Source organism: Micromonospora sp. NPDC127501 (genome assembly GCF_040302185.1).
GTDB lineage: Bacteria > Actinomycetota > Actinomycetes > Mycobacteriales > Micromonosporaceae > Micromonospora.
Genome location: NZ_JBEORJ010000015.1, coordinates 100941 through 127149 on the forward strand (window position 1 = coordinate 100941; position 26209 = coordinate 127149).

Annotated in this window: 25 protein-coding genes; 12 read left to right on the forward strand and 13 right to left on the reverse strand. The window is 72.1% G+C overall.

The genetic code is table 11. The annotated features are described in order from the left end of the window. Positions 1-10: 10 nt before the first annotated feature. Both ABTW72_RS28660 and ABTW72_RS28665 read right to left on the reverse strand, forming a co-directional pair. Positions 11-1921, reverse strand: a complete 1911-nt coding sequence (locus ABTW72_RS28660) for a S9 family peptidase (RefSeq protein ID WP_350863907.1) — start codon at positions 1919-1921, stop codon at positions 11-13. 113 nt (positions 1922-2034) lie between these two features. Beyond that, on the reverse strand, positions 2035-2496 hold the full coding sequence (locus ABTW72_RS28665) for a winged helix-turn-helix transcriptional regulator (protein WP_112602389.1): 462 nt from the start codon (positions 2494-2496) through the stop codon (positions 2035-2037). A 126-nt stretch (positions 2497-2622) separates the two neighbouring features. Here ABTW72_RS28665 and ABTW72_RS28670 point away from each other — a divergent pair, with 126 nt between their 5' ends. After that, positions 2623-3291 carry a DUF899 domain-containing protein gene (locus ABTW72_RS28670; RefSeq protein WP_350863909.1) on the forward strand — a complete coding sequence of 223 codons (669 nt, stop codon included), beginning with the start codon at positions 2623-2625 and terminating at the stop codon, positions 3289-3291. Continuing rightward, positions 3288-3815, forward strand: a complete 528-nt coding sequence (locus tag ABTW72_RS28675; RefSeq protein WP_350863912.1) for a pyridoxamine 5'-phosphate oxidase family protein — start codon at positions 3288-3290, stop codon at positions 3813-3815. The genes ABTW72_RS28670 and ABTW72_RS28675 overlap by 4 nt, the downstream gene beginning before the upstream one ends. Before the next feature lie 131 nt (positions 3816-3946). Here ABTW72_RS28675 and rox read toward each other — a convergent pair whose 3' ends face one another. Next, complete coding sequence (gene rox / locus ABTW72_RS28680; protein ID WP_350863915.1) at positions 3947-5425, reverse strand: rifampin monooxygenase; 1479 nt, start codon at positions 5423-5425, stop codon at positions 3947-3949. A gap of 197 nt (positions 5426-5622) precedes the next feature. After that, on the reverse strand, positions 5623-6327 hold the full coding sequence (locus tag ABTW72_RS28685; protein ID WP_350863918.1) for a TetR/AcrR family transcriptional regulator: 705 nt from the start codon (positions 6325-6327) through the stop codon (positions 5623-5625). 227 nt (positions 6328-6554) lie between these two features. On the opposite strand from ABTW72_RS28685, the gene ABTW72_RS28690 reads away from it, so the two are divergent. The 5 genes from ABTW72_RS28690 to ABTW72_RS28710 all read left to right on the forward strand — a co-directional run bounded on the left by ABTW72_RS28690 (position 6555) and on the right by ABTW72_RS28710 (position 13046). After that, complete coding sequence (locus tag ABTW72_RS28690; RefSeq protein ID WP_350863920.1) at positions 6555-7277, forward strand: NmrA family NAD(P)-binding protein; 723 nt, start codon at positions 6555-6557, stop codon at positions 7275-7277. A 257-nt stretch (positions 7278-7534) separates the two neighbouring features. Then, positions 7535-9352: a glycoside hydrolase family 3 protein gene (locus ABTW72_RS28695; RefSeq protein ID WP_350863923.1), complete on the forward strand. Its 1818-nt coding sequence runs from the start codon at positions 7535-7537 to the stop codon at positions 9350-9352. Between the two features lie 9 nt (positions 9353-9361). After that, positions 9362-10651 (forward strand): exo-beta-N-acetylmuramidase NamZ family protein, encoded by a 1290-nt coding sequence (locus ABTW72_RS28700; RefSeq protein ID WP_350863926.1) that lies wholly within the window; start codon positions 9362-9364, stop codon positions 10649-10651. An 11-nt stretch (positions 10652-10662) separates the two neighbouring features. Further along, positions 10663-12462 carry a serine hydrolase domain-containing protein gene (locus tag ABTW72_RS28705; RefSeq protein WP_350863928.1) on the forward strand — a complete coding sequence of 600 codons (1800 nt, stop codon included), beginning with the start codon at positions 10663-10665 and terminating at the stop codon, positions 12460-12462. Positions 12463-12569: 107 nt separating this feature from the next. Next, positions 12570-13046 (forward strand): hypothetical protein, encoded by a 477-nt coding sequence (locus tag ABTW72_RS28710; protein ID WP_350863931.1) that lies wholly within the window; start codon positions 12570-12572, stop codon positions 13044-13046. 16 nt (positions 13047-13062) lie between these two features. On the opposite strand, the gene ABTW72_RS28715 is transcribed toward ABTW72_RS28710, so the two are convergent. After that, positions 13063-14046, reverse strand: coding sequence for an AraC-like ligand-binding domain-containing protein (locus tag ABTW72_RS28715; RefSeq protein WP_350863933.1), 984 nt, complete (start codon positions 14044-14046; stop codon positions 13063-13065). Positions 14047-14149: 103 nt separating this feature from the next. Here ABTW72_RS28715 and ABTW72_RS28720 point away from each other — a divergent pair, with 103 nt between their 5' ends. Next, positions 14150-14728: a maleylpyruvate isomerase N-terminal domain-containing protein gene (locus ABTW72_RS28720; protein ID WP_350863936.1), complete on the forward strand. Its 579-nt coding sequence runs from the start codon at positions 14150-14152 to the stop codon at positions 14726-14728. Between the two features lie 150 nt (positions 14729-14878). On the opposite strand, the gene ABTW72_RS28725 is transcribed toward ABTW72_RS28720, so the two are convergent. Further along, positions 14879-15421 carry a GNAT family N-acetyltransferase gene (locus ABTW72_RS28725; RefSeq protein WP_350863939.1) on the reverse strand — a complete coding sequence of 181 codons (543 nt, stop codon included), beginning with the start codon at positions 15419-15421 and terminating at the stop codon, positions 14879-14881. A gap of 32 nt (positions 15422-15453) precedes the next feature. Beyond that, positions 15454-15942, reverse strand: coding sequence for a DnaJ family domain-containing protein (locus tag ABTW72_RS28730; protein ID WP_350863942.1), 489 nt, complete (start codon positions 15940-15942; stop codon positions 15454-15456). 230 nt (positions 15943-16172) lie between these two features. On the opposite strand from ABTW72_RS28730, the gene ABTW72_RS28735 reads away from it, so the two are divergent. Next, the gene (locus ABTW72_RS28735) at positions 16173-16823 is read left to right on the forward strand and encodes a LysE family translocator (protein ID WP_112724882.1); all 651 of its coding nucleotides are present in this window, start codon (positions 16173-16175) and stop codon (positions 16821-16823) included. Between the two features lie 8 nt (positions 16824-16831). Here ABTW72_RS28735 and ABTW72_RS28740 read toward each other — a convergent pair whose 3' ends face one another. From ABTW72_RS28740 to ABTW72_RS28750, 3 genes are read right to left on the reverse strand one after another with little or no spacing between them, the layout of a single operon-like run. Continuing rightward, entirely contained in the window at positions 16832-17656 is an 825-nt protein-coding gene (locus ABTW72_RS28740; protein ID WP_350863945.1) for an SDR family NAD(P)-dependent oxidoreductase, read from the reverse strand. Then, entirely contained in the window at positions 17653-18993 is a 1341-nt protein-coding gene (locus ABTW72_RS28745; protein ID WP_350863948.1) for a flavin-containing monooxygenase, read from the reverse strand. Before ABTW72_RS28745 ends, ABTW72_RS28740 begins: the two co-directional genes overlap by 4 nt. Positions 18994-19048: 55 nt before the next feature. Continuing rightward, the gene (locus ABTW72_RS28750; protein ID WP_231396244.1) at positions 19049-19696 is read right to left on the reverse strand and encodes a TetR/AcrR family transcriptional regulator; all 648 of its coding nucleotides are present in this window, start codon (positions 19694-19696) and stop codon (positions 19049-19051) included. 57 nt (positions 19697-19753) lie between these two features. Here ABTW72_RS28750 and ABTW72_RS28755 point away from each other — a divergent pair, with 57 nt between their 5' ends. From ABTW72_RS28755 to ABTW72_RS28765, 3 genes are all read left to right on the forward strand, one after another. Next, the gene (locus ABTW72_RS28755; protein WP_350863951.1) at positions 19754-21112 is read left to right on the forward strand and encodes an MFS transporter; all 1359 of its coding nucleotides are present in this window, start codon (positions 19754-19756) and stop codon (positions 21110-21112) included. Between the two features lie 26 nt (positions 21113-21138). Then, a complete protein-coding gene (locus ABTW72_RS28760) occupies positions 21139-22293 on the forward strand; it encodes a coiled-coil domain-containing protein (RefSeq protein ID WP_350863954.1) in 1155 nt (384 codons plus the stop codon). Between the two features lie 231 nt (positions 22294-22524). Beyond that, positions 22525-22866 carry an RNA polymerase-binding protein RbpA gene (locus ABTW72_RS28765; protein ID WP_030327608.1) on the forward strand — a complete coding sequence of 114 codons (342 nt, stop codon included), beginning with the start codon at positions 22525-22527 and terminating at the stop codon, positions 22864-22866. A gap of 86 nt (positions 22867-22952) precedes the next feature. Here the strand turns inward: ABTW72_RS28765 and ABTW72_RS28770 are convergent, their stop codons facing one another. The 3 genes from ABTW72_RS28770 to lnt form a co-directional block, all read right to left on the reverse strand. Next, entirely contained in the window at positions 22953-23471 is a 519-nt protein-coding gene (locus tag ABTW72_RS28770; protein ID WP_350863957.1) for an FxsA family protein, read from the reverse strand. Between the two features lie 92 nt (positions 23472-23563). Next, the gene (locus tag ABTW72_RS28775; RefSeq protein WP_244220309.1) at positions 23564-24373 is read right to left on the reverse strand and encodes a polyprenol monophosphomannose synthase; all 810 of its coding nucleotides are present in this window, start codon (positions 24371-24373) and stop codon (positions 23564-23566) included. A 34-nt stretch (positions 24374-24407) separates the two neighbouring features. Then, positions 24408-26111, reverse strand: coding sequence for an apolipoprotein N-acyltransferase (lnt, locus tag ABTW72_RS28780; RefSeq protein ID WP_502892259.1), 1704 nt, complete (start codon positions 26109-26111; stop codon positions 24408-24410). Positions 26112-26209 lie beyond the last annotated feature (98 nt).

Below are 26209 nucleotides of genomic sequence, written 5' to 3' on the forward strand. Positions count from 1 at the left end.
AGCCGCACAGTCAGCTCAGGTCAGGTCCGAGCCAGCGATCGAACCAGGCGCGGGTCCGGCGCAGGACATCGAGTTGGTGGTGGCGTTCCCGGATCGAGTGGCCCTCTCTCGGGTAGATCACGAAATCGTGCTCGACGTCGAAGTGGCGCAGCGCCCGGTGGAGGTACACGGCCTGTCCGAGGGGGACATTGGTGTCCTCGGCGCCGTGCAGGATGAGCACCGGAGTGCGGATGTTGCTGGCGAAGGAGATCGGGCTGACCGCGTCGTGTGGGTGTGGGCCGATACCGGACCAGCCGGTGCTGCCGCCGAGTGCGGCTTCGAACTGGCCGTTCTCCCCGGTCGCGGCGAGCATGCCCCAGTCGATGATGCCGGCGCCGACCAGCGCGGCGCGAAAGCGGTCGGTCTGGCCGACGGCCCAGGCGGACATGAAGCCGCCGTGGCTCCAGCCAGCGATGCCCAGCCGATCAGGGTCGGCGATGCCTTCGGCGATGAGCAGGTCGATGCCGGTCAGGACGTCGGTCCACTCCTGCTGCCCGACTCGACCGGCGACGCTGGCGGCGAACTCGTGACCATGGCCCTGGCCGCCGCGCGGGTTGGGCAGCAACACGGCGTAGCCGGCGGCGGCCAACCACTGCGCGCTGGGGAACCAGAACAGCTGGCAACGATCGGCGTAGCGATCGTATGGGCCTCCGTGAACGATCGTGACCAGCGGGAACGGGCCTTCCGATGCGGTTCTTCCGACCGGCAGGACGAGCAAGCCGTCCAGGTCGAGGCCGTCAGCGGCGCGATAGGCCAGCGGTTGCTGGGTGCCGAGTGCGACGCCGTCCAGTTCCGGACGGGTGTTGGTAATTCGCCGCAACGGGCCGGTTGGCGCTCCGATGTGAACGTTCGAGGGCTGATAACGGGTGCCGGTCAGTACCGCGATTTTGTCGCCGGTAGGGGTGGTGGTGAGGTTGTCGAGGCGCCCCGGTTGATGCGACAGGGTCGTGAGGTCGGTGGGGTCGAGCCGGGCCAGGGTCGTGTTCAGGCCGTCGGCGAACACCACCAGCGGGGCGGCGTCGGTCTGGCCAAGTTCGGTGGGGCACATCGAAAGACCAGCGGTGCGGTTGCGCAGGACGCGGCTGCCCACGGCCAGGTCGAACACGGCGGTGCCGGCCTGCAGAGCCGGTGGGGTGAGCGCGATCCAACCGAGGTGCCAACTGTCCGCGCCCGGCCACCAGGCCAGAGATCGTGCGTCGACCTCGACCGGTCCGAGGTTCTCCGCAGTCCCGGTCGTGGGGTCGAACAGGTGCAGTTGGCCGGTGCGTGGGCCGTAGTCGTTGTCAGTGCAGGCCCAGGTGAGAACGGCAAGTGGGCCGCCGTCGGGACGTTGGCGCAGTTCCACGACGTGCCGGTCACCGAACACACTCGGGGTGGTGACCCGGCCGGTACGCAGGTCGAGCAGGCGCATCCGGGCACGTGGTTCACGCTCGCCGACGACGATGGCGTCGTCGCGGTCCCGGGCACGGCGCTCGTCCTGCTCGGTAGGTTCGTCCTCGGCGAGCAGGGCGACCAGGTTGGGATCGCTGAGCGGCAGGTGGTCGAGGACGCCGCCGCGCCAACTGGACAACGTGGTCACCGTGCCGTCGGCGAGGGTGAGCCCGTGCAACTGCGGGGTACCGCGGTCGGCGCGGTCGGACAGGAAGAACAACGTTTCCGAGTCGACCGACCAGCGTGGCTGGGACTCGGTCGCGGTGTCGGCGGTCGCCCGGCGTGACGCGACCGCGGCATCGGTGTCGACGAGCCAGAGTTCGGTGTCGAGGTGGTCACTGCTTCGGCTGAGGGGAGCGAGGACGTAGCAGAGCAAGTGCCCGTTCGGGGCGAGCGCCGGGGCCTGCGGGGCACAACCGTCGACCACGAGCTCGGCTGTCAGACCCGTCATGCGATGAGTCTGCCAGCATCCACAGCACACGACGCGACCGCTCCGGTGCTGGATCGATCGCACTGGCGAGTTCCGTTGTGAGTGCCGAGGCAAGATGTTGACCGATCCGATGGTCAAGATTCCGGGTGGGCTCCAGGCCCGGGCAACAGGTCGATGTCCGTAGCCCGCATGGGCTGTTCGCACTCCGAGCACCGCAGTTCCACATGACTGATCTTGCCGCAGGCGTGGTGGCGGTAGAGCACCGGCGGGCCGGCCTCGCCCGCCGTCCACCGGTCACCCCACCGCACCATGACAAGGAGCAGATCACATAGCTCCCTGCCTTTGTCGGTGAGCAGGTATTCGTGCCGGACCGGTCGGGCGGAATACTCCCGCCGGGCCAGGACGCCCTGTTCGACCAGCCAGTTCAGCCGCTCGGCGAGCACTTTGCGGGACATGCCGAGGCCCCGCTGGAGTTGCTCGAAGCGGTGCGTGCCGGCGTAGACGTCCCGCAGGATCAGCGGAGACCACGGCTCACCGATGACGTCGAGTGTGCGGGCGATCGAGCACGCCATGGCGCCGAATTGCGTTCGCTGCATGACGCCACGATACGCAAGGTGGTTCCTTCAAGGAACTGACTCTGTTAGCGTCACAACGAGTCCGTTCCTTAAGGGGACGGGCTGGTTGAGCCCTCCACGCGCGCATGGAAGCCGAAAGAGGCCCGTATGAACCATCCGCCGATCGTGCCGACCGAGGACTGGCAAGAGGCACTGAACACCTTGCGTATCCAGGAAAAGGCACTCACCCGCCAGCTCGACGCGGTGGCCGCGGCACGTCGCCGGCTGCCGATGACGCCGGTCGAGAAGGACTACGTGTTCGAGGGCCCGGCCGGGCCTGCCAGTCTGACCGACTTGTTCCAGGGTCGCCGCCAACTCATCGTGTACACCTTCATGTGGCACGGCGTCGACGCTGTCTGCTCCGGCTGCTCGATGTTCACCGACAACGTCGGACACCCGGCCCACCTCAACGCCCGCGACGTCACCCTGGCGTTGACGTCCCATGGCCCACTGGACGACCTGCTGGCGCTGCGGCGGCGAATGGGTTGGGCCCTGCCCTGGTACTCGTCGCTGAACAACAGCTTCAACGCCGACATGGGAACCGGCGACGGCTTCGGACTGAACGTCTTCCTCCGCGCCGACGACCGGATCTTCCGCACCTACACCACCACCGCGCGGGGCGTGGAACGGCTCGGCAGTAACTGGTCCTTCCTCGACCTGACGCCATACGGCCGACAGGAGACCTGGGAGGACTCGCCGGAAGGCTGGCCGCAGACCCAGCCCTACCAGTGGTGGCGGCTGCACGACGAGTACGACGCGACCAGGGACCCGTCATGAGGGTTCACACGCCAGTCGCTGAGCTCCTCTTCGGCGAGGGAGATGCGACACCCTTCAACACCGACGTGGCGACGCTCAAACCTTGGAGGCTGGCGTTGGCCTGTGTGGAGTCGGCGCACAAGTGTTGGCTGTCCACGGTGGGACCGGACGGCGGTCCACATGCCGCGCCGGTGATGGTGGTGCTGGTCGACGGCGCGCCGTGCATTGCGAGCCGCCCACCCTCCCGCAAGAGTCGAAACCTGGCCGGAAACCCCCGCGCTGTCATCACCGTGAGCAGCGACGACCTCGACCTGGTGGTCAGCGGTGAAGCTCACCAGGTGTCGGGCGACACCGCGCTGCGCCGGGTGGCCGCCGCCTTCGCAACGAAGTACGCCTGGGCGTTCGCCATCAGGGACGGCCGAGTCTATGACGAGAGTCTGCCGGGGTCGCCCCAGTATGCCTTTTACGAGGTCTCCCCCGTCCGGGCTTTCGGCTATGGCACGGACGGGCTGACCGCGACCCGTTGGCGGTTCAGTCGCACCTGACCGCGGGCGGCGTCATGAACCGTCACCGGCACGTCCAGCCTCACATCAGTGACCGGGCTCGGGGCAACCCAGAGCGTCGTTCCGAGCCCGGTCACTGATAGTTCCTCAACATCGAGGCCGCCGGCCTGAGGTCAGAGGGCGGGCCGGCCGAACCAGCGGGAGAGGTGGGCGTCCAGGTCCTGCTGGTCGTCGCCGATCCAGGCGACGTGGCCGTCGGGGCGCAGCAGGACACCCGGAACATCCAGTGCCGCGGTCGAGTCCGCGAGGTAGTCCACCCGGTCTGACCAGCCGCCAACCGTGAGGCGTTCGGTGCGGTCCAGCAGCAGACCGCGGCCGCGGTGCAGCAGACCGTAGAGGTGGCCCTGTTCGAGGTCGATGTCGGGCAGGCGCCGACCGAGCAGGTCGGGGCCGGCACCGAAGTCGTAGCGGATGCCGATGGCGGTGATCTTCTTCAGCAGATGAAGGTTCACCTCGTCGAAGTCCATCAACTCGGTGAGCAGCCTGCGCACCGCCTGTGCGCCCGGTTCGGTGGACAGCAGCTCCGTCTGGGCTCGGGTGTTGTCCAGCACCGCCTCGGCGACCGGACGGCGTTCGGTCTGGTAGGTGTCCAGCAGTGCCTCCGGCGCCCAGCCGCGGATCCGCGCTGCCAGTTTCCAGCCGAGGTTGAATGCGTCCTGGACGCCCAGGTTCAGGCCCTGTCCGCCGATGGGCGGATGGATGTGCGCCGCGTCGCCGGCCAGCAGCACCCGCCCGATTCGATAACTGTCGGCCAGCCGGATGGCATCGCCGAAGCGGGACAACCAGCGCGGGGAGTGCACGCCGAAGTCGGTCCCGGCGATGGCGCGCAACTGGTGTTTGAAGTCGTCGAGGGTGGGCGGTTCGGTTCGGTCGCTGACTCCGGCGGCGGGCACCAGGACGCTGTAGACCCCGACGCCCGCGGGCCGGAGCCAGAATCGCTGATGGGTCTCGCGGATCTCGGCCACCGTGGCGGCGATCTCCTCCTGCGGGACGCCCACTTCCATCTCACCCATCAGACTCTCGGTCCGGGCGGGCTCGCCGGGAAAGCCGACGCCGAGCAGTTTTCGCACCGTGCTGCGCCCGCCGTCGCAGCCGACGAGGTAGCGCGACCGCAACTGTTCCCCGTCGGCCAGCTCGACTGTCACACCCTCGTCGTCCTGCTCGAAACCGGTGACCGCCCGACCGCGCCGGACCTGCGCGCCCAGGTCGATGGCGTGCTCTTCGAGCAGACGTTCGATGACCGGCTGCGGGATGCCCAACAGATAGGCGTACCGGGAATCCAGGCCCTTGGGCGCTGGCTTGGCGATGGCGGCGAAGTAGGCGCTGGCCGGACGCTGCCGCCCGTGCGGGAGGATGCGTTCCAGCAGCCCGCGCATCGCCATCAGCTCCAGACTGCGGATGTGCAGGCCGACGATGCGGACGGCCGACGCCGGCTCGGTCTCCTGCTCCACGACGAGGACCCGTACGTCGTGCAGCCGCAGTTCGGCGGCGAGCATCGCACCGGTCGGCCCGCATCCGGCAATGATCACGTCATACGTGTGGGGCGTGCGATCGGTCGACGGATGGTCGGCGGTGAATTGCGGAGGGTGCATAGGTGTTGCCTCTCGGGAGTGCCGTGTTGGCAAGGCGCTCCCGGCGACACCTACGTCAATCGCCCGACCGTGACGGCAAGGGGGAGCACCCACATCGCTTCAACGTTCATGGGTCTCACCTCCTCGGGCGGTGTCGCGGTCGACTGCACGCTATATCCCCCGCCGTGATCCCGTCGAGTTGTTTCCTCGCCACGTGATCACGGCGTCTGGTGGGTCAGCGTTCGGCGCAGCCACTCGGCCATCAGCGCGCGTTCGGCGTCGGTGAGCCCCGGGAGGTCGGGCAGCACGGTCGCGAAGGTCACCGCGACCGCGTTAGCGGTGGTGTCGGGTGTTACCGGAGTTGTCGCCAGGATGCTGGTGAGCACGGCATCGAGCATGGCCTCACCCAGACCGAGGTCACGCTGCCCGGCGGGCATTCCCAGCAGCGTGAGAATGGTGCCGTTGCCCGCAGAGTGGATCATCATCAGCGCCCGCTCCTCGTCGACCCGGAGGAGGCCGGCTGCGGCGAGTCGTCGGACACGGCGGCGTAGCACGTCGAGGCCGGCGATCGTCGCCGGCGAGGGCGCACCGCTCCCCCGGGTGGCGATCAGCGCGTACAACTCGGGGTTTGTCAGGCCGAACTCCACGTGCGCGCGCCACCCGGCGCGCAGGTCCGCGACCGGGTCGCCGTCCGCTGCCACGGATTTGCCGCTGACGTACGTGGCCATGACGTGCTCGGCGACGGCGTCGATGAGGCCGTCCTTGTCGCCGAACAGGCGATAGATGGTCGGCGCCTGCACGCCCGCGGCCTGGGCGACGGCGCGCGTGGTCACCGCGTTCGCGCCCTTCTCCCGCAGCAGTTGGGTCGCTGCCGAGACGATGCCCGCACGGACATCGTCGCGGGTGTCCTGCGTCGTCACCATGAACCGATGCTAACAGTAACTTGTTATCCATGAATTATCGATGCTAACGTTCGCACCGTAACGTCGATAACAAGGAGTGCTCATCATGATCGTCGTCACCGGTGCCACTGGCCAGCTGGGGTCCCAGATCGTCGACCGGTTGCTCGACCGGCTGTCACCCGACGCCGTGGGCGTGAGCGTGCGCGACGTCGACAGGGCCGCCGGCCTCGCCGAGCGCGGGGTGCGGGTTGCGCGCCGCGGACTTCACCGACCCGGCCACGCTGGGGCACGCCTTCGAGGGTGCCGACAAGGTCCTCGTCGTCTCCGCCGCCATCCGCGGCCCCGGCGCGTTCGTCGCGAACCGCGCCGCCGTCGACGCCGCCCGCGACGCCGGAGTCAATCGAATCCTCTACACCAGCCACCAGGCCGCCTCCCGGGACTCGCTCTTCGCCCCCCAGCCCACGCACGCCGCGACCGAGGAGTATCTCGCCGGGCTGGGGGTTCCCTTCACCGCCATGCGCAACGGGTTCTACGCGAGCACGCTCAGCTTCTCCATCGGTACGGCGCTGGAGACCGGGCAGCTCGTGGCGCCGGCGGACGGCCCGGTCTCCTGGACCGCGCACGCCGACCTGGCCGAGGCCGCAGCCGTCGCCCTGACCGAGGAGGGCCTGCTCGACGGGGTCACGGCACCGCTGACCGCGTCGGAGATGCTCGACCTCGAAGCGGTGGCCGCCATCCTCACCGACATCACGGGCCGCACCGTCGAACGTGTCGTCGCGGATGACGACCAGTGGCGGGCGTCCGCCATCGAGCGGGGCATGCCCGCCGCGGCGGCCGACTTCACTCTCGGCATGTACCGCGCGGCGCGAGAGAAGGAGTTCGCGGTGACCGATCCGACGCTGGAGGCAGTCATCGGCCATCGCCCGACACCCGTCCGCACGGTGCTCGAGGCCATCGTCGCCCAGCGATGAGGGGTCGAGGATGCGGTGGTCGTCAGCGCAGCATCGCCCGGGTCATTCGGCGGGTGGCGACGTTCATCGCGATCGAGCCGAACGCGAGGAGGTAGGCCAACAGCTCCCAGCCGAGGTGGCGATCGACGTGTCCTTTGGCGACGGTTCAAGCGCGCTCCCGGGGCCCCCCGTGTCGGCCGGCGGCAATTCGTAGGTTGTCTTCTTGACGGGAGGCTGACGTGTAGCTAAGTTTCAGCCACCCGGACTGAGAGGCGTCTATGCAGACCCGACTCGTTACCGCGACCGCCCTGGCGGCCACACTGGCGGCCACTCTCGCTCCCCTGCCTGCCCAGGGCGCCACGCCGGTGCGCCCGTCGACCGCCGAGCACGGCTGGGTCACGTCGACGCTGCGACACATGAGCCTGGAGCAGAAGGTCGGACAACTCTTCGCCACCTACGTCTACGGCGGTGACGCCACGGACCCCAGCGCCGCGGACCGGACCGCGAACCTCGCCGCCTTCGGTGTGGAGACACCGGCCGAGGTGATCGAGCGGTACCACCTGGGCGGCGTCTGCTACTTCTCCTGGTCGCACAACCTGGACAGCCCCCGGCAGATCGCGACCCTCTCCAACGGACTGCAGAGGGCTGCCCGTGGCGACGGGGCAAAGGGCAGGGTGCCACTGCTCATCTCCACCGACCAGGAGCAGGGCGCGGTGGTGCGAATGCCCTCCCCCGCCGCCCAGTTCCCCGGGTCGATGGCGCTGGGCGCGGGGCGGTCGCCCCGGGCCGCCCGGACGGCGGCGGAGGTCACCGGACGCGAGCTGCGCGCCGTCGGCATCCAACAGCCGTACGCGCCGATCGCCGACGTCAACGTCAACCCGGGCAACCCGGTGATTGGCGTGCGGTCCTTCGGCGCCGACCCCACCCTCGTGGCCGACCTCACCGCCGCCCAGGTCAGCGGTTTTCAGGACCGGGCCGGAGTGACCGCCGTGGCAAAGCACTTCCCCGGGCACGGCGACACGGCCACCGACAGCCACACCGGTCTCCCGGTGATCAACCACAGCCGCGCCGAGTGGGATCGGATCGACGCGCCGCCGTTCAAGCGTGCCATCCGCGCCGGTGTCGACACGATCATGACAGCGCACATCGTGGTCCCGGCGCTCGACCCGTCCGGCGACCCCGCGACCTTGTCGCCGACGATCCTCACCGGCGTGCTGCGCGGTGAGCTCGGTTTCCGGGGCGTCATCGTCACCGACGCGCTGAACATGGCTGGCGTGCGGGCGAAGTACGGCGACGAGCGGGTGCCCGTACTGGCGCTCAAGGCCGGCGCCGACCAGCTCCTCATGCCGCCGAATCTCGCGCTGGCGCGGGACGCGGTGCTGCGGGCCGTCGCCACCGGCGAGCTCACCGAACGTCGGATCGACGAGTCGGTCCGGCGCATCCTCGGCGTGAAGTATCGCCAGGGACTCGCCCGCTCGCCGCTTGTCGACGTCGAGAAGGCCGTCCGGACCGTCGGCGCTCCGGAGCACCTCGCCACCGTCACCCAGGTCACCGACCCGACACTCACCGCCGTCCGCAACGATGCCGGAGTGCTGCCCCTGCCCCACGCCGACCGGTCGGTCCTGGTCACGGGCTGGGACAGCGCCGCCTTCGCCCCGGTCGCGACGGTCGCCGCCGGATTCACCACGCGTGGTGCCCGCGTCACCGCCCGACCGGCGACCCTGCCCTCCGACGCGACGATCACCGCCACGGCGAGCCAGGCCGCCGAGCACGACCTCACCGTCGTGCTCGTGAACAAGGCGTGGGACACGGCCGTCACCGACCCGCGAGCCACTCAGCAGCGCCTCGTCGCGGCGTTGCTCGGCGCCGGGAAACCCGTGATCGTCGTGGCCGTCCGCGACCCGTACGACATCGCGTACCTGCCGGGTGTCACCACCTACCTGGCGACGTACTCGTACACCCGCGCGGCGATGGACGCCCTCGTCCGCGCGCTGCACGGCGAGCTGTCCCCGAGCGGACGGCTGCCCGTCACGATCCCCACGGCCGAGGGGGCGGGCTCCGTGCTCTACCCCTACGGCCACGGCCTGAGCTGGTAGGAGGCAAGCATGCAGCGAAGGAATTTCCTGGTCGGCGCGGTTGGTGCGGGCGCGCTGGGGGCGGGGACGCTCGGTGTCGGACCGGCGGCGGCGAACTCCCGTGACCGTCGGGTCCGCACCGGCCTCGACGAGCTGGTGTCGTCCGGGTTCGCCGAACTCGCCGGTCAGCGCGTGGGCGTCATCTCCAACCCGACCGGCGTCGACGCGGCCTACCGGCATCTGGTCGACCTGATGCACGGTTCCGGTCGGGTGCAGCTGGTCGCGGCGTTCGGCCCCGAGCACGGCTTCCGCGGCTCCGCCCAGGCCGGTGGCAGCGAGGGAACCGGCGTCGACGCACGCACCGGCATCCCGGTGTACGACGCGTACGGCGCCTCGCAGGCCCGGTGGGAAGCGATGTTCACCGAGGCCGGGGTGGACACGGTGGTCTTCGACATCCAGGACGTCGGAGTCCGCTTCTACACCTACATCTGGACGATGTACACCTCGATGGTCGCCGCGGCCCGGGTCGGCAAACGCTACGTCGTGCTGGACCGGCCCAACCCGATCGGCGGGCGGGCCTACGGGCCGATGATGACCAGCCCGTACACCTCGGGCGTGGGTCTCAAGGAGATCATCCAGCAGCATGGGATGACCGTCGGAGAGCTGGCCCGGTTCTTCAACGCCACGTTCCTGCCGGCCGAGGCGGGACGACCGGTCGACCTGCACGTGGTGCGGTGCCGGCACTGGAAGCGCGACGCCCTCGCCGCCGACACCGGCGTGCCCTGGGTGATGCCCAGCCCGAACATGCCCACCCCGGACACCGCCCTGGTCTACCCGGGCACCGGGCTGTTCGAGGGTGTCGCCTCGATCACCGAGGGGCGCGGCACGTGCCGCCCGTTCGAGCTGATCGGCGGGCTGGCGACGGACTTCGACCACCACTGGGGTGACCGGCTCAACGCCCGGAACCTGCCCGGGGTCGAGTTCCGCGAGGCGTACTTCTCGCCGACCGCGGCCGGGCAGAAGCCGGACCTGCTCAACAAGCTCTGCGCCGGCGTCGAGGTCAAGGTCGTCGACCCGGCGGTGTACGACCCGATCCGCACCGGCGTGGCCATGCTCGTGGAGGCGCACAGGTACCCGGCGTTCGCCTGGCGACGCGACTCGTGGGACACCGTGCGCCCGTACTGGATCGACAAGCTCACCGGGTCGCCGCGACTGCGGACCCAGATCGATGCCGGAGCTGACGTGGACGACGTCGTCGGCGCCTGGGCCGAGGAGCTGGCCACCTTCAACCGGCGTCGCCGGCCCTACCTGCTCTACTGAGGAGTGCGGTCATGACCAGGTCGGCCCGTCGTCCGCTCCGCTCATTCGCGCTCGGCCTGGCCCTGGTGATCCTGGGCACGGTGCTGCCCACCACCGGGGCGGTCGCCGCGACACCTACGTCCGGTCCGCCGACCGTCACCCCCGCGGACATCCAGTTCCGTCACGACACGTTGCGGCGCGGCAGCGCCCGCCAGGTCGGACTGCTCCCCGACCAGGTGGATCGCCTGCCCGCCGACCTGGCGGCGTATCTCCAGCCGACCCCGGAGCACCCCGGCTACCCGGCGTACGCCGGCGCGGTGGTCCTGGCCGCCAAGGACGGTGTGATCGTTGAGCACGCCGCCGTGGGCAGCGCGGTGAAGTACTCCGCAGTTGGGCCACCGCCCGATCTGGTCGGCGTGGAACTCCCCGCCGACCAGCAGATCCCGACCCGGCGCGACACCATCTTCGACCTGGCGTCGGTGTCGAAACTCTTCACCACGATCGTCGCCATGCAGCAGGTGGAGCGGGGGCGGGTCGAGCTGGACACGCCGGTCGTCCGGTACGTCCCGGAGTTCGCCGCCGGCGGCAAGGCGGCGGTCACCGTGCGGATGCTGCTCACCCACACATCGGGTCTGCCCGCGTTCACACCACTGTGGAGCAGGTACCCGACACCGTCCGAGCGATTCGCCGCCGCGCTCGCCACGCCGCTCACCGCCGGGGCAACGCCCGGTAGCCAGTACGTCTACTCCGACCTGGGGCTGATCGCGCTGGGCGTCCTGCTGGAGCGGGTAACCGGTCGGCCGTTGGCCGACCTGGTCCGCGACGGTGTGACCGGGCCGCTGGGCATGACCGACACGGGCTACAACCCGGGCCCGGAACGACGGTCGCGGATCGCCGCGACCGAATACCAGCCGTACGCCGGACGCGGCATGGTGTGGGGTGAGGTGCACGACGAGAACGCGTGGTCGCTCGGCGGGGTGGCCGGGCACGCCGGGGTCTTCTCCACGGCCGCGGACCTGGCCGTGCTCTGCCAGTCACTGCTCAACGGCGGTGAATACCGCGGCCGGCGGATCCTGCGCTCGGAAACGGTGCGCGCGATGCTGGTCAATCACAACGCGCCGCTCGAGTCGGCCTACCCGGAGAGCGACCGCGGGCTCGGCTTCGAGCTGAACAAGCACTGGTACATGATGGGGCTCTCCTCTCCGGTGGCCTTCGGGCACACCGGCTTCACCGGAACGTCGATCGTCATCGACCCGCTCTCCCACTCGTTCGTCGTCATGCTCAGCAACCGGGTGCACCCGGACCGGGGCTGGGGCAGCAACAACGTCGCCCGACGGGCCGTCGCGCGTGACCTCGCGGAGGCGATGCCGGTACGGCCGCGCTCGGCCAGCGCCTGGCGGGCCGACCCACGCGACTCCGCGACGAGCACGCTCACGGCGCCGCTGCGTCGGCCCGGCCGTGGCGGGGCGGCGAGCTTCCTGCTCTGGTACGACACCGAGCCCCGCTTCGACAGCGCGCGATTCGAGGTTTCCACCGACGGTGGTCAGACCTGGGCGCCGGCGACGATGCAGCTCCGCGACGGCGCCCGCCGGTGGAGCGCCGACGGCACGGTCACCGGCTACGGGGGTCGGGTGTGGTGGCAGGTCACGGTGGCCCTGCCCGATCAGGCCACCCATCTGCGGTTCAGCAGCAGCACCGACGGCTCCGGCCAGGGGCGTGGCGTCTACGTCGACCGGCTCGTAGCGGCGGACCGGCACGGCATGCTCTTCTCCGGCGAGGGTGCCGACGCCTCCCGCTTCGTCGCCGACGGGTGGTCACCGGCGCGGAGCTGAGACGGTGCACCATCGCAGCGCCCCTGCGAGGGTCGACGGATGCCGGTGCCGTACGGGCCCGAGAGCAACTTGACCCTCGACCGGGTCGAGGCTCGACCATCGGCGACATGACCGACCAGGCGACCGCCGACCCGACCATGACCCGCATCATCGAGGCCGTGCAGCTCGGCCAGAGCGGCGCACCTGACCGAGCCCGCGAGCTGCTCACCGCGTTGTGGGACGAACTCGGCCCCACCGGTGACGCCCTGCACCGCTGCACCCTGGCGCACTACCTCGCCGACCTTCAGGAGACCACCGAGGCGGAGCTGACCTGGGACGAACGTGCCCTGGCCGCCGTGTCCGATCTGACCGACGAACGCGCCCAGCGGTATCTGTCCTCGCTCCAGGTCCAGGCGTTCCTGCCGTCGCTGTACCTCAATTTGGCCGACTGCCACCGGCGCCTGGGCAACGTCGGCCCGGCCCGGGAGCACCTCGCCCGAGCCCGCGAACACCTGGTGCGGCTGCCGGACGACCCGTACGGCGAGAGCATCCGTGCCGCGGTCCGGGACTTCGTTGAGGACGATCCGACCGACCGCCGGCGGTAGCGACCGGTCGGGCGGGTCACCGATCCTGGCGAGGGACGCCCGTGCGGTATTCCTGCGGCGAACGTCCGTAGTGGGCACGGAAGAGGCGACTGAAGTGGGCCTTGTCCGGGAAACCCCAGCGGGCGGCGATGGCCTGGATCGGCTGTCGCAGCAGCGGGTTGCCGAGGTCACGCCGGCACTGCTCCAGGCGCTTGGCGCGGATGAGTTCGGCGACCGTCGTCGACTCCGCCTCGAACAGGCGGTGCAGCGACCGCGGCGAGATGTGGTGGGCGGCGGCGACGCTGCGGGGGCTGAGCTCGTCACTGTCGAGGTGGCGGTCGATGAAGTCGACGACCCGGGCCCGCAGTGCGGTCTGCCGCGCCTCCGGTGACAGGGTGTCCTCGATGTCGAGGTACTGAGCCAGGGCGGCAGTGAGCAGGTCCACCGCCACCCCGCCCAGGATCTCGGCCTGGGCCGGCTCGAACTGCTCCGGGTGCGCCGCGATGCTGCGCAGGTGGTGGGCCAACAGCCCGCCGACGCCGAGGTGCGACGACATCCGCGTGGCCAGCAGGCGACGGAGCCGGTCCGGCGCCAGGGGCAGCGCCGCGTGCGGTATCTGCACGGTGATCGTTGTGGCGAGACCGGGGCCGTCCGCGCGGTGTCGGGCGACGTGTGGCCGCGCGGTGTCCAAGAGCGTGAAATGGTTCGCGGCTTCCAGCGTGGACTCGACACGGTCATGGATCAGGGTGCTGCGACCGGTCAGTGGCATCGCGAGCTGGTACACATCCCCTTCGGCTCGGCGGACCAGTTTCGTGGGCCGGATCGAGTCCAGTGACGGGTAGCGCAGCGAGGTCATCCGAATGCGGCCGAGATTGATGGCCTGCGCGTAGGCCACGAAGTTGTCCAGGTGGCCGCTGCTGATGTGCGCGGGCGCGGTCTCCTGAGCGACCAGGGCATACCAGAACGCGAACCGGTCCGCCGGGGGCAGCATCGTCGTGTCCACCACCTGATTGGGCAACACCCTGATCGCCTCCCCCCATGTGCGACGATGGATTCTTGCATGCCTCGACCTTCTTGACCGATGACGAGATTCCCACGCCTGGCGCTACCCGGCGGGTTGGCGAATGTCGGCGGTGACCGGCGCCGACCTGCGGGAGGCGGCCGAGGAGATGAGCAGCGTGCTGCTGCCACACCGGGAGCGCGACTGGTCGTCGGTGCCGGCCGGCTCGCTGAGCTGGAGCTGCTGGACCACCGCGGCGCACGTCGCGCACGACCTCCTGGCGTACGCGGGCCAGGTCACCGGACGCCCGGATGACGGCTATCTGCCGTACGACCTGCGGGTCTCCCCCGACGCGACCCCGACGCAGGTGCTCACCGTGGTGCGGGCCTGCGCCGGTCTGCTCGCCGCCGCCGTCGACGCCGCCCCGCCGGACACCCGGGCCTGGCACTGGGGCCCGTGCGATCCGCCCGGCTTCGCCGCCATGGGCGTGGCCGAGACCCTGCTGCACACCCACGACATCACCCTCGGTCTCGGTGTGCCGTGGCAGCCGTCGCAGCGGCTGAGCGCGCTGGTGCTGCGCCGACTCTTCCCGGACGCCCCGCCCGGGGCGGCGCCCGAGGTGCTGCTCTGGATGACCGGCCGCGGTGACCTGCCCGGCCGGGCGAGGCGCACCTCCTGGAGCTGGCGGGCCGCAGTCGACTGACTCGCACCAGCGTCGAGGGGTGGGTGGTCGTCTGGGCGCTCGGCCCAGACCGTATCCGCGTTCGCGCCGTCGTGGCCGGGAGCAGGTGTTCGGACCCGTTCGCCGCAGAGTCGGACGGTCGGCGCGGGAGGTGTCGGCAGTGCCGCCCGGCTAGCCGGCGTGCAGCGAGTGCCGGTGGCCGTCGAGCGGGAAGGGCGGCCGGGCCGGCAACACCTCCTGGAACACGAAGCCGCACTTCTGCGCCACCCGGCAGGAGGCGACGTTGTCCACCTGGTGCAGCAGGTCGAGACGCGCCACCTCGGGGAACCGGTCGAACGCCCAGCGGCTCAGCGCGGTGACCGCGCGAGGGGCTACGCCGCGGCCGCGCGCCCACGACGCCGTCCAGTAGCCCACCTCCGGTGCCGGGCGCTGCGGTGTGACCCCCTTGAGCACCACGTTGCCCACCAGCCGAGCGCCGTCGGCCTGCTCTTCGAGGACGGCGAAGGTGTACCGCCGCCCGCCGGCCCAGTCGCGCAGCGCGCCGTCCAGCCACCGTCGCGCCTCGGCGGTGGTGGTCACCGGGGCTCTGGTCCAGCGGCGCAGGACCGGATCCCGGTACGCCTGCACCAGCTCATCCAGGTCGTCGGCGCACCAGGGACGCAGCGTGACTCCCGGCGTCGAGGGCAGGTCGGGTGACCGCGATTCGATCAGCATCGGCACAGTCTGCCGTGGTCGTGGCCCGGCGGTCAGCCCCGTCGGCGCCACCGCCGCCACCAGCTACGGCGGGGTCGGCGCGAGGGTGTCGGAACGGTCGCCGGTTCGGTGGCGGTCGTCGTGACCGCGGGGCGGGCCCGTTCGGCGCGCCAACGGCGGACGACGTCCTCGACCTTCACCGGGCGCACCGCGACCCGGGGGCCGTCGTCGGGGAAGCGCAGCCACGCCACGATCTGCGCGTTCAACTGCCCCACGAAGTCGCGGACGGACTGTTCGGTGGGCAGGTCACGGACCTCGTCGGGGACCTGCTCGATGCGTCGGCGCAGTTGCAGCGACGTGGGCAGGAGCAGGTCACTGGGGAGCGCCTCGCGCTCCAGGAAGCTCTTGATCCACCACGCCTCGTCGTACGGCGCCCCCCGACCGGGGATCGGCTTGCCCATGCCGGGCAGGTCGTCGAACTCGCCGCGCTGAACGGCATCCTGGATCTTCGCCTCCACTGACGCTTCCCACGCCTCGGTCACCGTGCGGCACCTCCCTGGCCACCGTAACGCGCCGCCTCCGGCCGGCGACACGCACTTGCCAGGGGTCAGCACGCTCGCGACGGTGCGCATTCCCGCCGACGGTGCCGCCGTCGCACCGAACGCGAGTGGATCACCCCGGATCGCAGGCCACGGCCTGCCAGGTGGCCCTGGGTTGGGATGTTCATCCCGATTACGGTCGGTGTGGGATCCGTCAAACGGGGGGAAGCGTCGTGGTGAGTACGGGTGCACTGCTGGGCATCGCGCTGGTGGCGTTGGGACTGGTGCTCACGCCCGGCCCGAACATGGTCTACCTGGTGTCCCGCTCGGTGGCGCAGGGCCGCCGGGCCGGGCTGGTCTCACTGCTCGGGGTGGCCGCGGGCTTCGGCGTCTACCTGGCGGCGGCGGTCGCCGGCCTGGCCACCGTCTTCGTCCTGGTGCCGACGCTGTACGCGGTGGTGAAGCTGGCCGGCGCCGGCTACCTGCTCTGGCTGGCCTGGCGGACGCTGCGTCCGGGTGGGCACTCGCCGTTCAGGCCGGCGCCGCTGCCGCCGGACCCGCCCCGGCGGCTGTTCACCATGGGGTTGGTCACCAACCTGCTGAACCCGAAGATCGCGATCCTCTACGTGTCGCTGCTACCGCAGTTCATCGACCCGACGCGGGGTCATCTGGCCACGCAGAGCCTGCTGCTCGGTCTGACCCAGATCGTCGTGGCGCTGAGCGTGAACGCGCTGATCGTGCTCAGCGCCGGCTCGCTGGCCGGGTTCTTCGCCCGCCGGCCGATGTGGTTGCGGGTGCAGCGCTGGGTGACCGGCACCGCGCTCGCGGCGCTGGCTGTGCGCATCGCCGCCGACCGCTCGCGCGCGGCCGTCGCCACGCCCTGACCCGTCGGTCAGCGCCCCCGGTGGCGACCGAGCATCCCGGCGGCCAGCGGCGCGGCGTCCAGGTCACCGGCGGCGAGGCGGGCGGCGAGGGTACGGCGTACCAGCCGGTCGGCCAGCGCGGGCGCGTGCCGGCCGACGGCCATCTCCAGTCGGCCGCGTGCGGTGGTCGCCACGTCCCGGGGCGCCCGCCGGGCGGTGGCGGTCCGCAGGATCGCCGCGACCACCCCTTCGACGGGCTCGGGGCGCGACACCCCTTGCAGGGACAGCCCGGCCTCGGCGGTGCTGTCGTGGATCGGTGAGGCGACCATGCTCGGGTAGACGACGCTGACCCCGACGTGGGTGCCCACCTCGTGGCGCAGCGCGTCGGCGTAGGCGACCAGGGCCCGTTTGCTCACCCCGTACGCGGCGGCGAGCGGCAGCGGCAGCACCGCCATCCGGCTGGCCACGAAGATCACCCGTCCGCGTGCGGTGAGCAGCGGGGGCAGCGCGGCGGCGGTGGTGCGCCAGGCGGCGAGCAGGTTGACCTCCAGTTGCCGGCGGACCACCTCGTCGGGTGGCAACTCGGCCGGCGCGGGACCACCGACCCCGGCGTTGTTGATCAGCAGGTCGAGCCCGCCGAGCCGGTCGACGGCGGCCCGCACCGCCGCCGGTACGGCGTCCGGGTCGGTCAGGTCGCAGCTCAGCACCGGCACGTCGTCGTCGGGACGGGCGTGCAGGTCGAGCCCCACCACCCGGGCGCCGGCCGCGCTCAGCGCGGCACCGAGGTGGCGGCCGAAGGTCCCGCTCGCCCCGGTGACCAGCACCCGCCGACCGGCCAGGGACCGGCCGCTCACCGGGGTGCCCCCACCGAGGGCGCCGTGGCGGAGCGGGCCCGGCGGGTCCCGGCGGTCAACTCCCTGGCCAGCTCGGCCAGGTAGACGTCGAAGTCCACCCGCATCGCCGGGCGGCGCTGACCCCAGCGGGCGGTCGCGGCCCGCAGTTCGGCCCGGCACGCGGCGCGCTGTCGCTCCGGGTCCGGCAGCGCGTACCGGCCGGCGAGGTGTGCGGCGATCAGCTTGGCCTGCGCCTCGACCAGGGGGAACGCGGAGCCGGTGGACTGCATCAACCCGACGAAACTCAGCCCGGGGGCGTCGGTGTGGAACACGTGCCGGTACAACGGCAGGGTGTCGGCGCCTCCGGCGAGCAGCGCCGGGTCGAGGAACGGGACGTCCACCCGGTAGCCGGTGCACCAGATGATCAGATCGACGCTGTCGCTGCGGCCGTCGGTGAACTCCACCCGGTCGCCGTCGAGGGCGGCGACACCGGGTCGGGCCTCGACGTCGCCGTGGGTCAGTCTCGACAGCAACCCGTCGGAGAGCGTCGGGTGGTCCTGCAGGAAGCCGTGCGTCGGTGCGGGCAGCCCGTAGCGGGTGGGGTTGCCGACGGTGGCGCTGAGCATCGTCTGGCTGATGCGTTGGCGCAGACGCCACGGCAGTCGGCGGGCCAACGCCCCGTTGAGGGTGTCCGAGGGGCGCCCCAGCAGGTACTTCGGCACCACCCAGACGCCCCGGCGCAGCGACAGCAGGGTGCGCGCGGCGGCGTACGACGCGTCGACGGCGATGTCCATCGCGGAGTTGCCGCCGCCGACGACCAGGACCCGCCGGCCGGCCAACTGCTCCGGGCCCCGGTAGTCGTGGCTGTGGATCTGCTCGGCGGTGCAGGTGCCGGGGTAGCCGGGGTCGGGCAGCCGGGGCACCCGGTTGTGCCCGTTGGCGACGACCACGGCGTCGACGGTGACCTCGACCGGGCCGGTCGGGCCGCTGGCGGCCACCGTCCAGGTGCCGTGGGGATGCTGGGTGACCCGCTCGACGGTGTGGCGCAGCCGGATGGTGTCGGCCAGACCGAAGCGCGCGGCGTAGTCGGCGAGGTAACCGGCGACGCGACGGTGGTCGGGGTAGTCGGGCCAGTCGGTCGGCATCGGGTGGTCGGCGAACTGGGTGCGACCACGGCTGGTGTTGAGGTGCAGCGTGCGGTACGCGGGCGAGTCGGGTGCCCCGTACACCCAGAGGCCACCGACCTGCTCGGCGGCCTCGAAGCCCACCGTCGGCACGTCGGCGTCGCGTAGTGCCTTGACCGCGGCGAGCCCGGCGGCGCCGGCCCCGATCACCGCCACCCGCTGTGGTACGCCCATTGCCACCCCCGTTAATCCAACGTCCGATGGATAATCGTCTCGCGGGGGCGGCCCGTCAAGGGGTCGGTGATCCGTACAGCCCGTCGAGCAGGCGGTGCACGAACGACCGGAACTCGCGCCGTTCCCGAGCGCCGGGCGCGCCCGCGGCCAGCGCCACCACGTGCCCGTGCGTCGCCCACACCAGACTGCGCACGGTGATGTGCGGGGTCGGCTCGGCGAGGGCGCCGGTCGCCGCGGCGGCGGTGAGCAGCTCCGCGACCAGCCGGTACAACGGGTCGGCGTAGCGCTGGTCCAGCTCGGCGTGCCGCTGCGGTTCCAACCAGCGGCGCAGCCACAGCGCGGTGGTCTCGGGGCGGTCCTCCAGGAAGTCGACGAAGACGTCGACCAGTTCGTGCAGGGCCCGTCGCGCCGCGTCAGGACCGGCGTCGAGAGCGGCGCTGGCCTGCTCGGCGGCCTCGGTCAGCACGTCCCGTTCGGCGGCGAACACCCGGGCGAAGCACGCGTCGTAGAGCGCTGCCTTCGTACCCGTGTGGTGCGCGACAGTGGCGACGTCGACCCCGGCGGCGGCGGCGACCTCCCGCAGCCCGACGGCGTCGAAGCCCCGCTCGGCGAAGAGCGCGGTCGCCGCGGTGAGCACCACCTCGCGGGTGGGCCGGGTCTCGTCGCGGCGGGGTCGACCCGGGCGGCGGCGGGGCATGGTCATGGCCGCCATTCTGCCCCTAGAATCCAGCAACCGTTGGATTGCGGAGAGGATGCGGCGATGACCGGGCTGGACCGGCGGCCCGCGGCCGCCATCGACGCGACGCTGCCGCGCGGGCCCCTGGCGGGCTTCGCGGCCGGCTCGCTCGGCATGGGTGTCTGGGTGACAGTGCCTGGCCTGCTGCTGCTCTACTTCCTCACCGACGTGCTGGCCGTCGGGCCGTGGCTGGCCGGCCTGGCGCTGCTGCTGCCGAAGATCGCCGACGTGCTGCTGCACCCCTGGGTGGGGCACCGTGCCGACGTCGAGCAGACCCGACGCGGCGACCGTCGTCGACTGCTGCTGCTCGGTTGCGCCCTGCCGGTCGCGTTCGCCGCGCTCTTCGCGGTGCCCGGCGGCCTGACCGGCGCGCCGGCCGCGGCGTGGGTGGCGGTGTTCTTCATCGCCGGCAACCTGCTCTTCGCCGCCTACCAGGTCCCCTACCTGTCCACTCCGGCCGACCTGCGCATCGGCTACCACGAACGCACCCGGCTGATGGCGTTCCGGATGGTGGTGCTGACCCTGGGCATCCTGGTCTCCGGGCTGCTGGCCCCGCTGCTCACCGGCGGCGACGCCGCGACGCGGGGCGGCTACCAGCGGATGGGCGTGGTCCTGGCCGTGGGGATGTTGGTGGCCATGCTGGTCGGTGTCGCCGGCATCGCCCGGCTGCGCGGGTCCGCGCCGGCCAGCAGCGCGTCGGGGCACGGCGGATGGCGGGCGTTGCGCAGGGCGCTGCGCGACAGGCAGTTCCGGTGGCTGGTCGCCGCGTACCTGGCGATGTCCACCACCACCCACCTGGTGCTCGCCGGAGTGCCGTACTACGCCGAGTACGAGCTGCGCGCGCCCGGTCTGACCACGGTGCTGGTGGCCGCGTTCGTGGCGCCGGCGCTGCTGGTCACCCCGGCCTGGCTGGTGGTGGCCCGACGCGTCGGCAAGCAGCGGGCGCTGCTCGGCGCGCAGGGCGCGTTCGCCCTGGGCTCGCTGGTGTTGGCGGTGGGCCGACCGGCCGGCCTGGCGGTGCTGGTGGCCGCGGTGGCGGTGCTCGGTGTGGCGTTCGCCGGCATGCAGCTACTGCCGTTCTCGATGCTGCCCGACGTGATCCGCGCCGCCAGCAACGCCGGCGGCACCGGAGCCGGCACCTACACCGGGGTGTGGACGGCCACCGAGGCCACCGGTGCGGCCCTGGGCCCGTACGCGTACGCGCTGTGCCTGACCGTTGGTGGTTTCGTGGCCTCGACGGCCGGTGAGTCGCCGGTGCAGCCGGACGCCGCGCTCGCGGCGGTCCGCTACGGCTTCGGGTTGCTGCCGGCGGTGGCGATGCTCGCGGCGCTGCTGCTGCAACGCCGCTACACCCTGGACGCGACGGCCCGGGCGGCGAGCTGATCGACCGGCACTAGACTTCGCCCTCGATGGACGCCCAGCCCAGCACCACCGAGACCCGCCCGTGCGCCCACTGTGGAGCGCCGGTTCCGCAGCGTGTCGGCGCGGGCCGACCGTTTCGCTACTGCCGCGACAACGACGGCGCCTGCCAGCGCGCCTCCCGCAACAGCCGGATGCGGCACCGCAACGCCCCCGGTCTGCCCGGGCAGGTGGCCCGCACCTGGGAGGCGGTGGACCGACTCGACCAGATCGTCGAGACGTTGACCGAGTCGCTGCACGCCGAGTTGTCCCCGGTGGGTGTGCAGCGGCAGCTCGCGCAGGTCCGCGCGGAGGCCGCCACCGAGATCGCGGCGGCGCAGACCGAACGCGACGAGGCCCGCGACGACGCCGAGACCGCGGCGGCCGACGCGGCGCGCGCCCGCGAGCAGGCCCGCGAGGCCCGCGCCGAGGCCGACGACGCCCGCCAGCGCGCCGAGCTGGCGCAGCGGCAGGCCACCGCCGCCGACGAGCGGACGCGGCACGCCGAGGCCGCCCGCGACCAGGCGCGCCACGACGCGAGCGCCGCCGAGGCGCTGCGCGCCCAGGCCGAGCGCGACCGCGACCAGGCCCGCGTCGAGGCGCGGGAGCTGCGCACGGAGCGCGACGCCGAACGGCAGCGGGTGACCGACCTGAGCGTGGAACGCGACGCGCTGCGTGCCGAGGCCGAACGGGCCAGCCGCGCCGCCGCCGAGGCGACCGAGCGGGCCGGGCGGTGGCAGGCCGAGGTGCAGGACGTCCGGCGCCAGATCGAGCAGTCCCGCGCCGACGCGGCGCGGACCCGCGCCGAGGCCGCCGACGCCGCCCGGGCGCGCGAGCAGGCCGACCGGGCCCGCGACCGCGCCGAGGTCGCCGCCCGGCAGGCCGACGACGCCCGGCAGGAGGCCGCGGAGCTGGCCGCGCGGTTGCGCGCGGAGGTGGCGGCCCTGGCCGCCCAGCGCGACACGCTCACCGCCGAGCTGACCGTGGCCCGGCAGGCCGCGGCGACCGCCGAGGGTCACCGCACCGCCCTGACGGTACGACTCGACGCCGCCGAGACCGACCGGGACCTGGCCCAGCGGCGGGTGGCGCAGCTCGGCGACCAGGTCAGTGACCTGGCGTTGGCGCTGGCCCGCCTCGGGGCAGCCGCTCCCGGCGACGCCACCTGATGATCGTGGCGCAACCTTCGGTAGGCTCGGGCGGTTAACCTCCCCGGTGGCAGCGGACACACACCGTTGTCCCGACCTGCCTGGGGATCACCTCACCGGGTGAGCGTCCCGGCCGGTTACCCTTGGTCCCGGCCCACCCGTGGATGCCTCACGCCCTCGGGCGGGAATGGCTCGACGGGGACGCACCGTTACACCCAGAAGACCAGCACCACGAACGAGGGGAAGTCGATCATGGGCGAGCGTATGCTGCGCGGAAGCCGCCTTGGCGCGGTGAGCTATGAATCCGACCGCAACACGGAGCTCGCGCCGCGTCAGACCCGCGAGTACCTCTGCGCCAAGGGCCACCAGTTCGAGGTGCCGTTCGCCGTCGACGCCGAGGTCCCGACGACCTGGGAATGCAAGTTCGACGGCAGCGTCGCCCGACTCGTCGACGGCAGCGAGCCGGAGCAGAAGAAGGCCAAGCCGCCGCGTACCCACTGGGACATGCTTCTGGAGCGGCGTTCCATCGCCGAGCTGGAGGACATCCTGGAGGAGCGCCTTCAGGAGGTTCGGACCCGCCGCGGCCGCGCCTGAGCCGCACGACGCACGACGACGGCGCCCCCGGGGTTTTCCCCGGGGGCGCCGTCGTGTCTGTCCTGAGCGCGGTAGGTGGCCTGGTCTCAGTGCCGGCCGGGCTCGACGATCTCGCCCTCGATGGCCCGACCGCCGTCGACCACCACCGGCTGTTCCGGCTGCGGGGCCGGTTGCGGCGCACCTTGGCGCACCCGCACCGTGCGGGGCCCGAACAGGTCACCGGCGACCATCGACGACACCCGCCGCTCGGTGGCGCGGCGCACCCCGGCGCGGGCCAGTCGACGCACCGGCGGCACCAGCAGCAGCAACCCGACCACCCCGCTGACCAGGCCAGGCGCCGCCAGCAACAGCGCACCGGCCAGCCCGACGAGCCCGTCGGTCACCTGCCCACCCGGGGGCTGCCCGGCCGCCGCCGCGGCGCGGAAACCACGCCAGGCGCGCATCCCCTCGCGGCGCAGCAGAACCAACCCCAGCAGGGACGCGGCGAACACCAGCAACACCGCCACGCCGAACCCCAGCGCCCGCCCCACACCGACGAACACCGCCAGCTCCAGCACCACCGCCAGCAACAGGGCCAACGGTACGAACCTCAGTCCTCGGCGCATCTCACCTCATCGCCATTCCTGCGGACACCACGGACGTGTTCCGCTCATCCAGCATGACACGGTCGCGCTCACGGCCACCGTGCCTGACCCGCTCACGGCCACCGTGCCTGGCCGGTGGCGGTGCCGTGCAGGCCCCGGCGTACCGCCTGACGCCGGTCGCGCACCCCCCAGGCGGTGATCCGCCACAGCGCCTCGGCCACGATCTTCGGGCTCATCTTGCTGTCGCCGCGCTCCCGCTCGGCGAAGGTGATCGGCACCTCCACGATCCGCACCCCGGCGCGGTGCGCCAGCCGCGACAGCTCCACCTGGAACGAGTAGCCCTGCGATGTCACCGAATCCAGGTCGATGGCGTCCAACGCGCTGATCCGGTACACCCGGTAACCGCCGGTGGCGTCCGAGACGGGCATGCCCAGTGCCAGGCGCGCGTACAGGTTGCCGCCGCGCGACAGCAACAGCCGCCGCAGCGGCCAGTTGAGCACCCGCGCGCCCCTGGTCCACCGGGAGCCGATCACCACGTCGGCGTCGCGGGCGGCGTCCAGCAGCGCCGGCAGGTCCTCCGGGGCGTGCGAGCCGTCCGCGTCCATCTCCACGACCGCCTGGTAGCCACGCTCGCGCGCCCACCCGAACCCGGCCAGGTACGCCGCGCCGAGGCCCTGCTTGCCCTGACGGTGCAGCACCTGCACGTGCGCGTCGCCGTCGGCGAGGGCGTCGGCGATCGCGCCGGTGCCGTCGGGGCTGTTGTCGTCGGCGATGAGGATCTGCACCGCCGGGGCGGCCCGCCGGACCCGGCCCACGATCACGGCGATGTTGTCGGCCTCGTTGTAGGTGGGGATCACCACCAGCACCCGGCCCACCCCGGGCACCTCGTCCGCGCGTCGGATCGTATCGGTCGCCTGGATCACGGTTCCTCCGCTCCCGCCGGCGTACCGGCTGTTGCTATCCGGGCCTGACCCGCTGCCGCCGGCGCAGCACCGCCGCGCCGACCAGGGCCGCCGCGGCCAGCGCGGCGAGCGCCACCTCGGGCCACCAGCCGAGGCGGGTGGCGAGGGTGCGTCCGTCGTCGAGCCGCAACTGCCGCACCACGACCTCCCGGGTGTTGAACCCGGTGGCATCGCTTACCCGCCCGTCGGGTGCGACGAACCCGGACACTCCGACCGTGGAGGCCATCAACGCCGGCCGGCCGTGCTCCACCGCCCGCAGCCGCACCATGGCCATCTGCTGGCGGGCCTCCGCCACGTTGAAGGTGGCGTTGTTGGTCTGCACCACCAGCAGTTGCGCGCCGCCGGTGACGGTGTCGCGGACCACCTCGTCGTAGGCGACCTCGAAGCAGATCACGTCACCGAGCACGGTGGGCCCGGCGCGTACCACGCCCGGGGTGCTTCCGGGCACGAAGTCGTTGCGGATCAGGTCGACCTTCTTGCTGACCATCCGGGCCAGGTCGCGCAGCGGCACGTACTCGGCGAACGGCACCGGGTGGCGTTTGGTGTACAGCTGCTCGAGGTCCGCGCCGGTGCCGGGGTGCCACAGGATGCCCGCGTTGCGGACCTGCCCGGCGTCGGGGCCCAGCAGCACCGCGCCGACCAGGATCGGTGCGCCGATGGTGTCGGCGGCCTGGGAGATCCGCGCCCCGGCGGTGGGGTTGCGCAGCGGGTCGATGTCGCTGGAGTTCTCCGGCCACACCACCAGGTCGGGTCGCCGCTGTTGCCCGGCGGCGACCCGACCTGCAAGTTCGATGGTGGCGTCGACGTGGTTGTTGAGCACCGCCTGCCGTTGGGCGTTGAAGTCCAGGCCCAGCCGTGGCACGTTGCCCTGCACGATCGCCACGGTGACGGTGTCGCCGGAGCCGGCGGTGGCGACCGGCACCAGCAGGCCCCCGGCGGTCAGCGCGACGGCCACGACGGCCGGTACGACCACAGGCGTCCACCGCCGGGCCAGGGCACCCCCGGTGCGTGCGGGGCCGTCCAGCGGGCCGTCAGCGCCCGGCACGGCGTCGCTCGGCGTGGTGGTGGGCTCGGGTGCGTGGTGCTGGGCGGTGACCCAGCCCCGCCAGACGGCGGTGACCAGCAACCCGCCGATGAGGGCCACGACGAAGGTGATCAACGGGGCGCCGCCGAGCGCGGCCAGCCGCAGCAGCGGTGAGCTGTCCTGGCTGAACGCCAACCGCCCCCACGGGAACCCGCCGAACGGGGTGCGGTCGCGCAGCGCCTCCTGCCCGACCCAGAGCAGCCCGGTCAGCGCCGGCCACGCCCAGCGGGTGCGGTCGACCAGCGGCGACACCCAGGCGGTGGCCGCGCCCAGCAACGCCAGATAGCCGGCCTGCAGCAGCGACAGCAGCACCCACGGCAGGTAGCCGGTGTGCAGGTTCGTCCAGGCCAGCAGCGGGGCGAAGAACGCCACCCCGGTCAGGAAGCCCAGGCCGGCGCCGGCGCGCAACCGCCGTCGGTGCGCGGCGGCGGCCAGCAACGCCACGCCGACCGGCGCGAGCGGCCACACCCCGTACGGGGGGAACGCCACCAGCAGGGCCAGCCCGGCGGCCACGGCCAGGGGCACGGCGACCCGCAGCGGCAGCGGCCGACCGGCAACGACCGGCCGGGGCAGCGCCGCCGGGGTGTGCGTCTCATCCCGGTCCAGGGTCGTCACCGCTTCACCTCGATCACGGGGCGAAGGTTACCTGGCTGGCGGGTGCACCGGCCGCGTCGGGCCGTCGGGCACGAACCACCCGGGGGACATGAAATCGG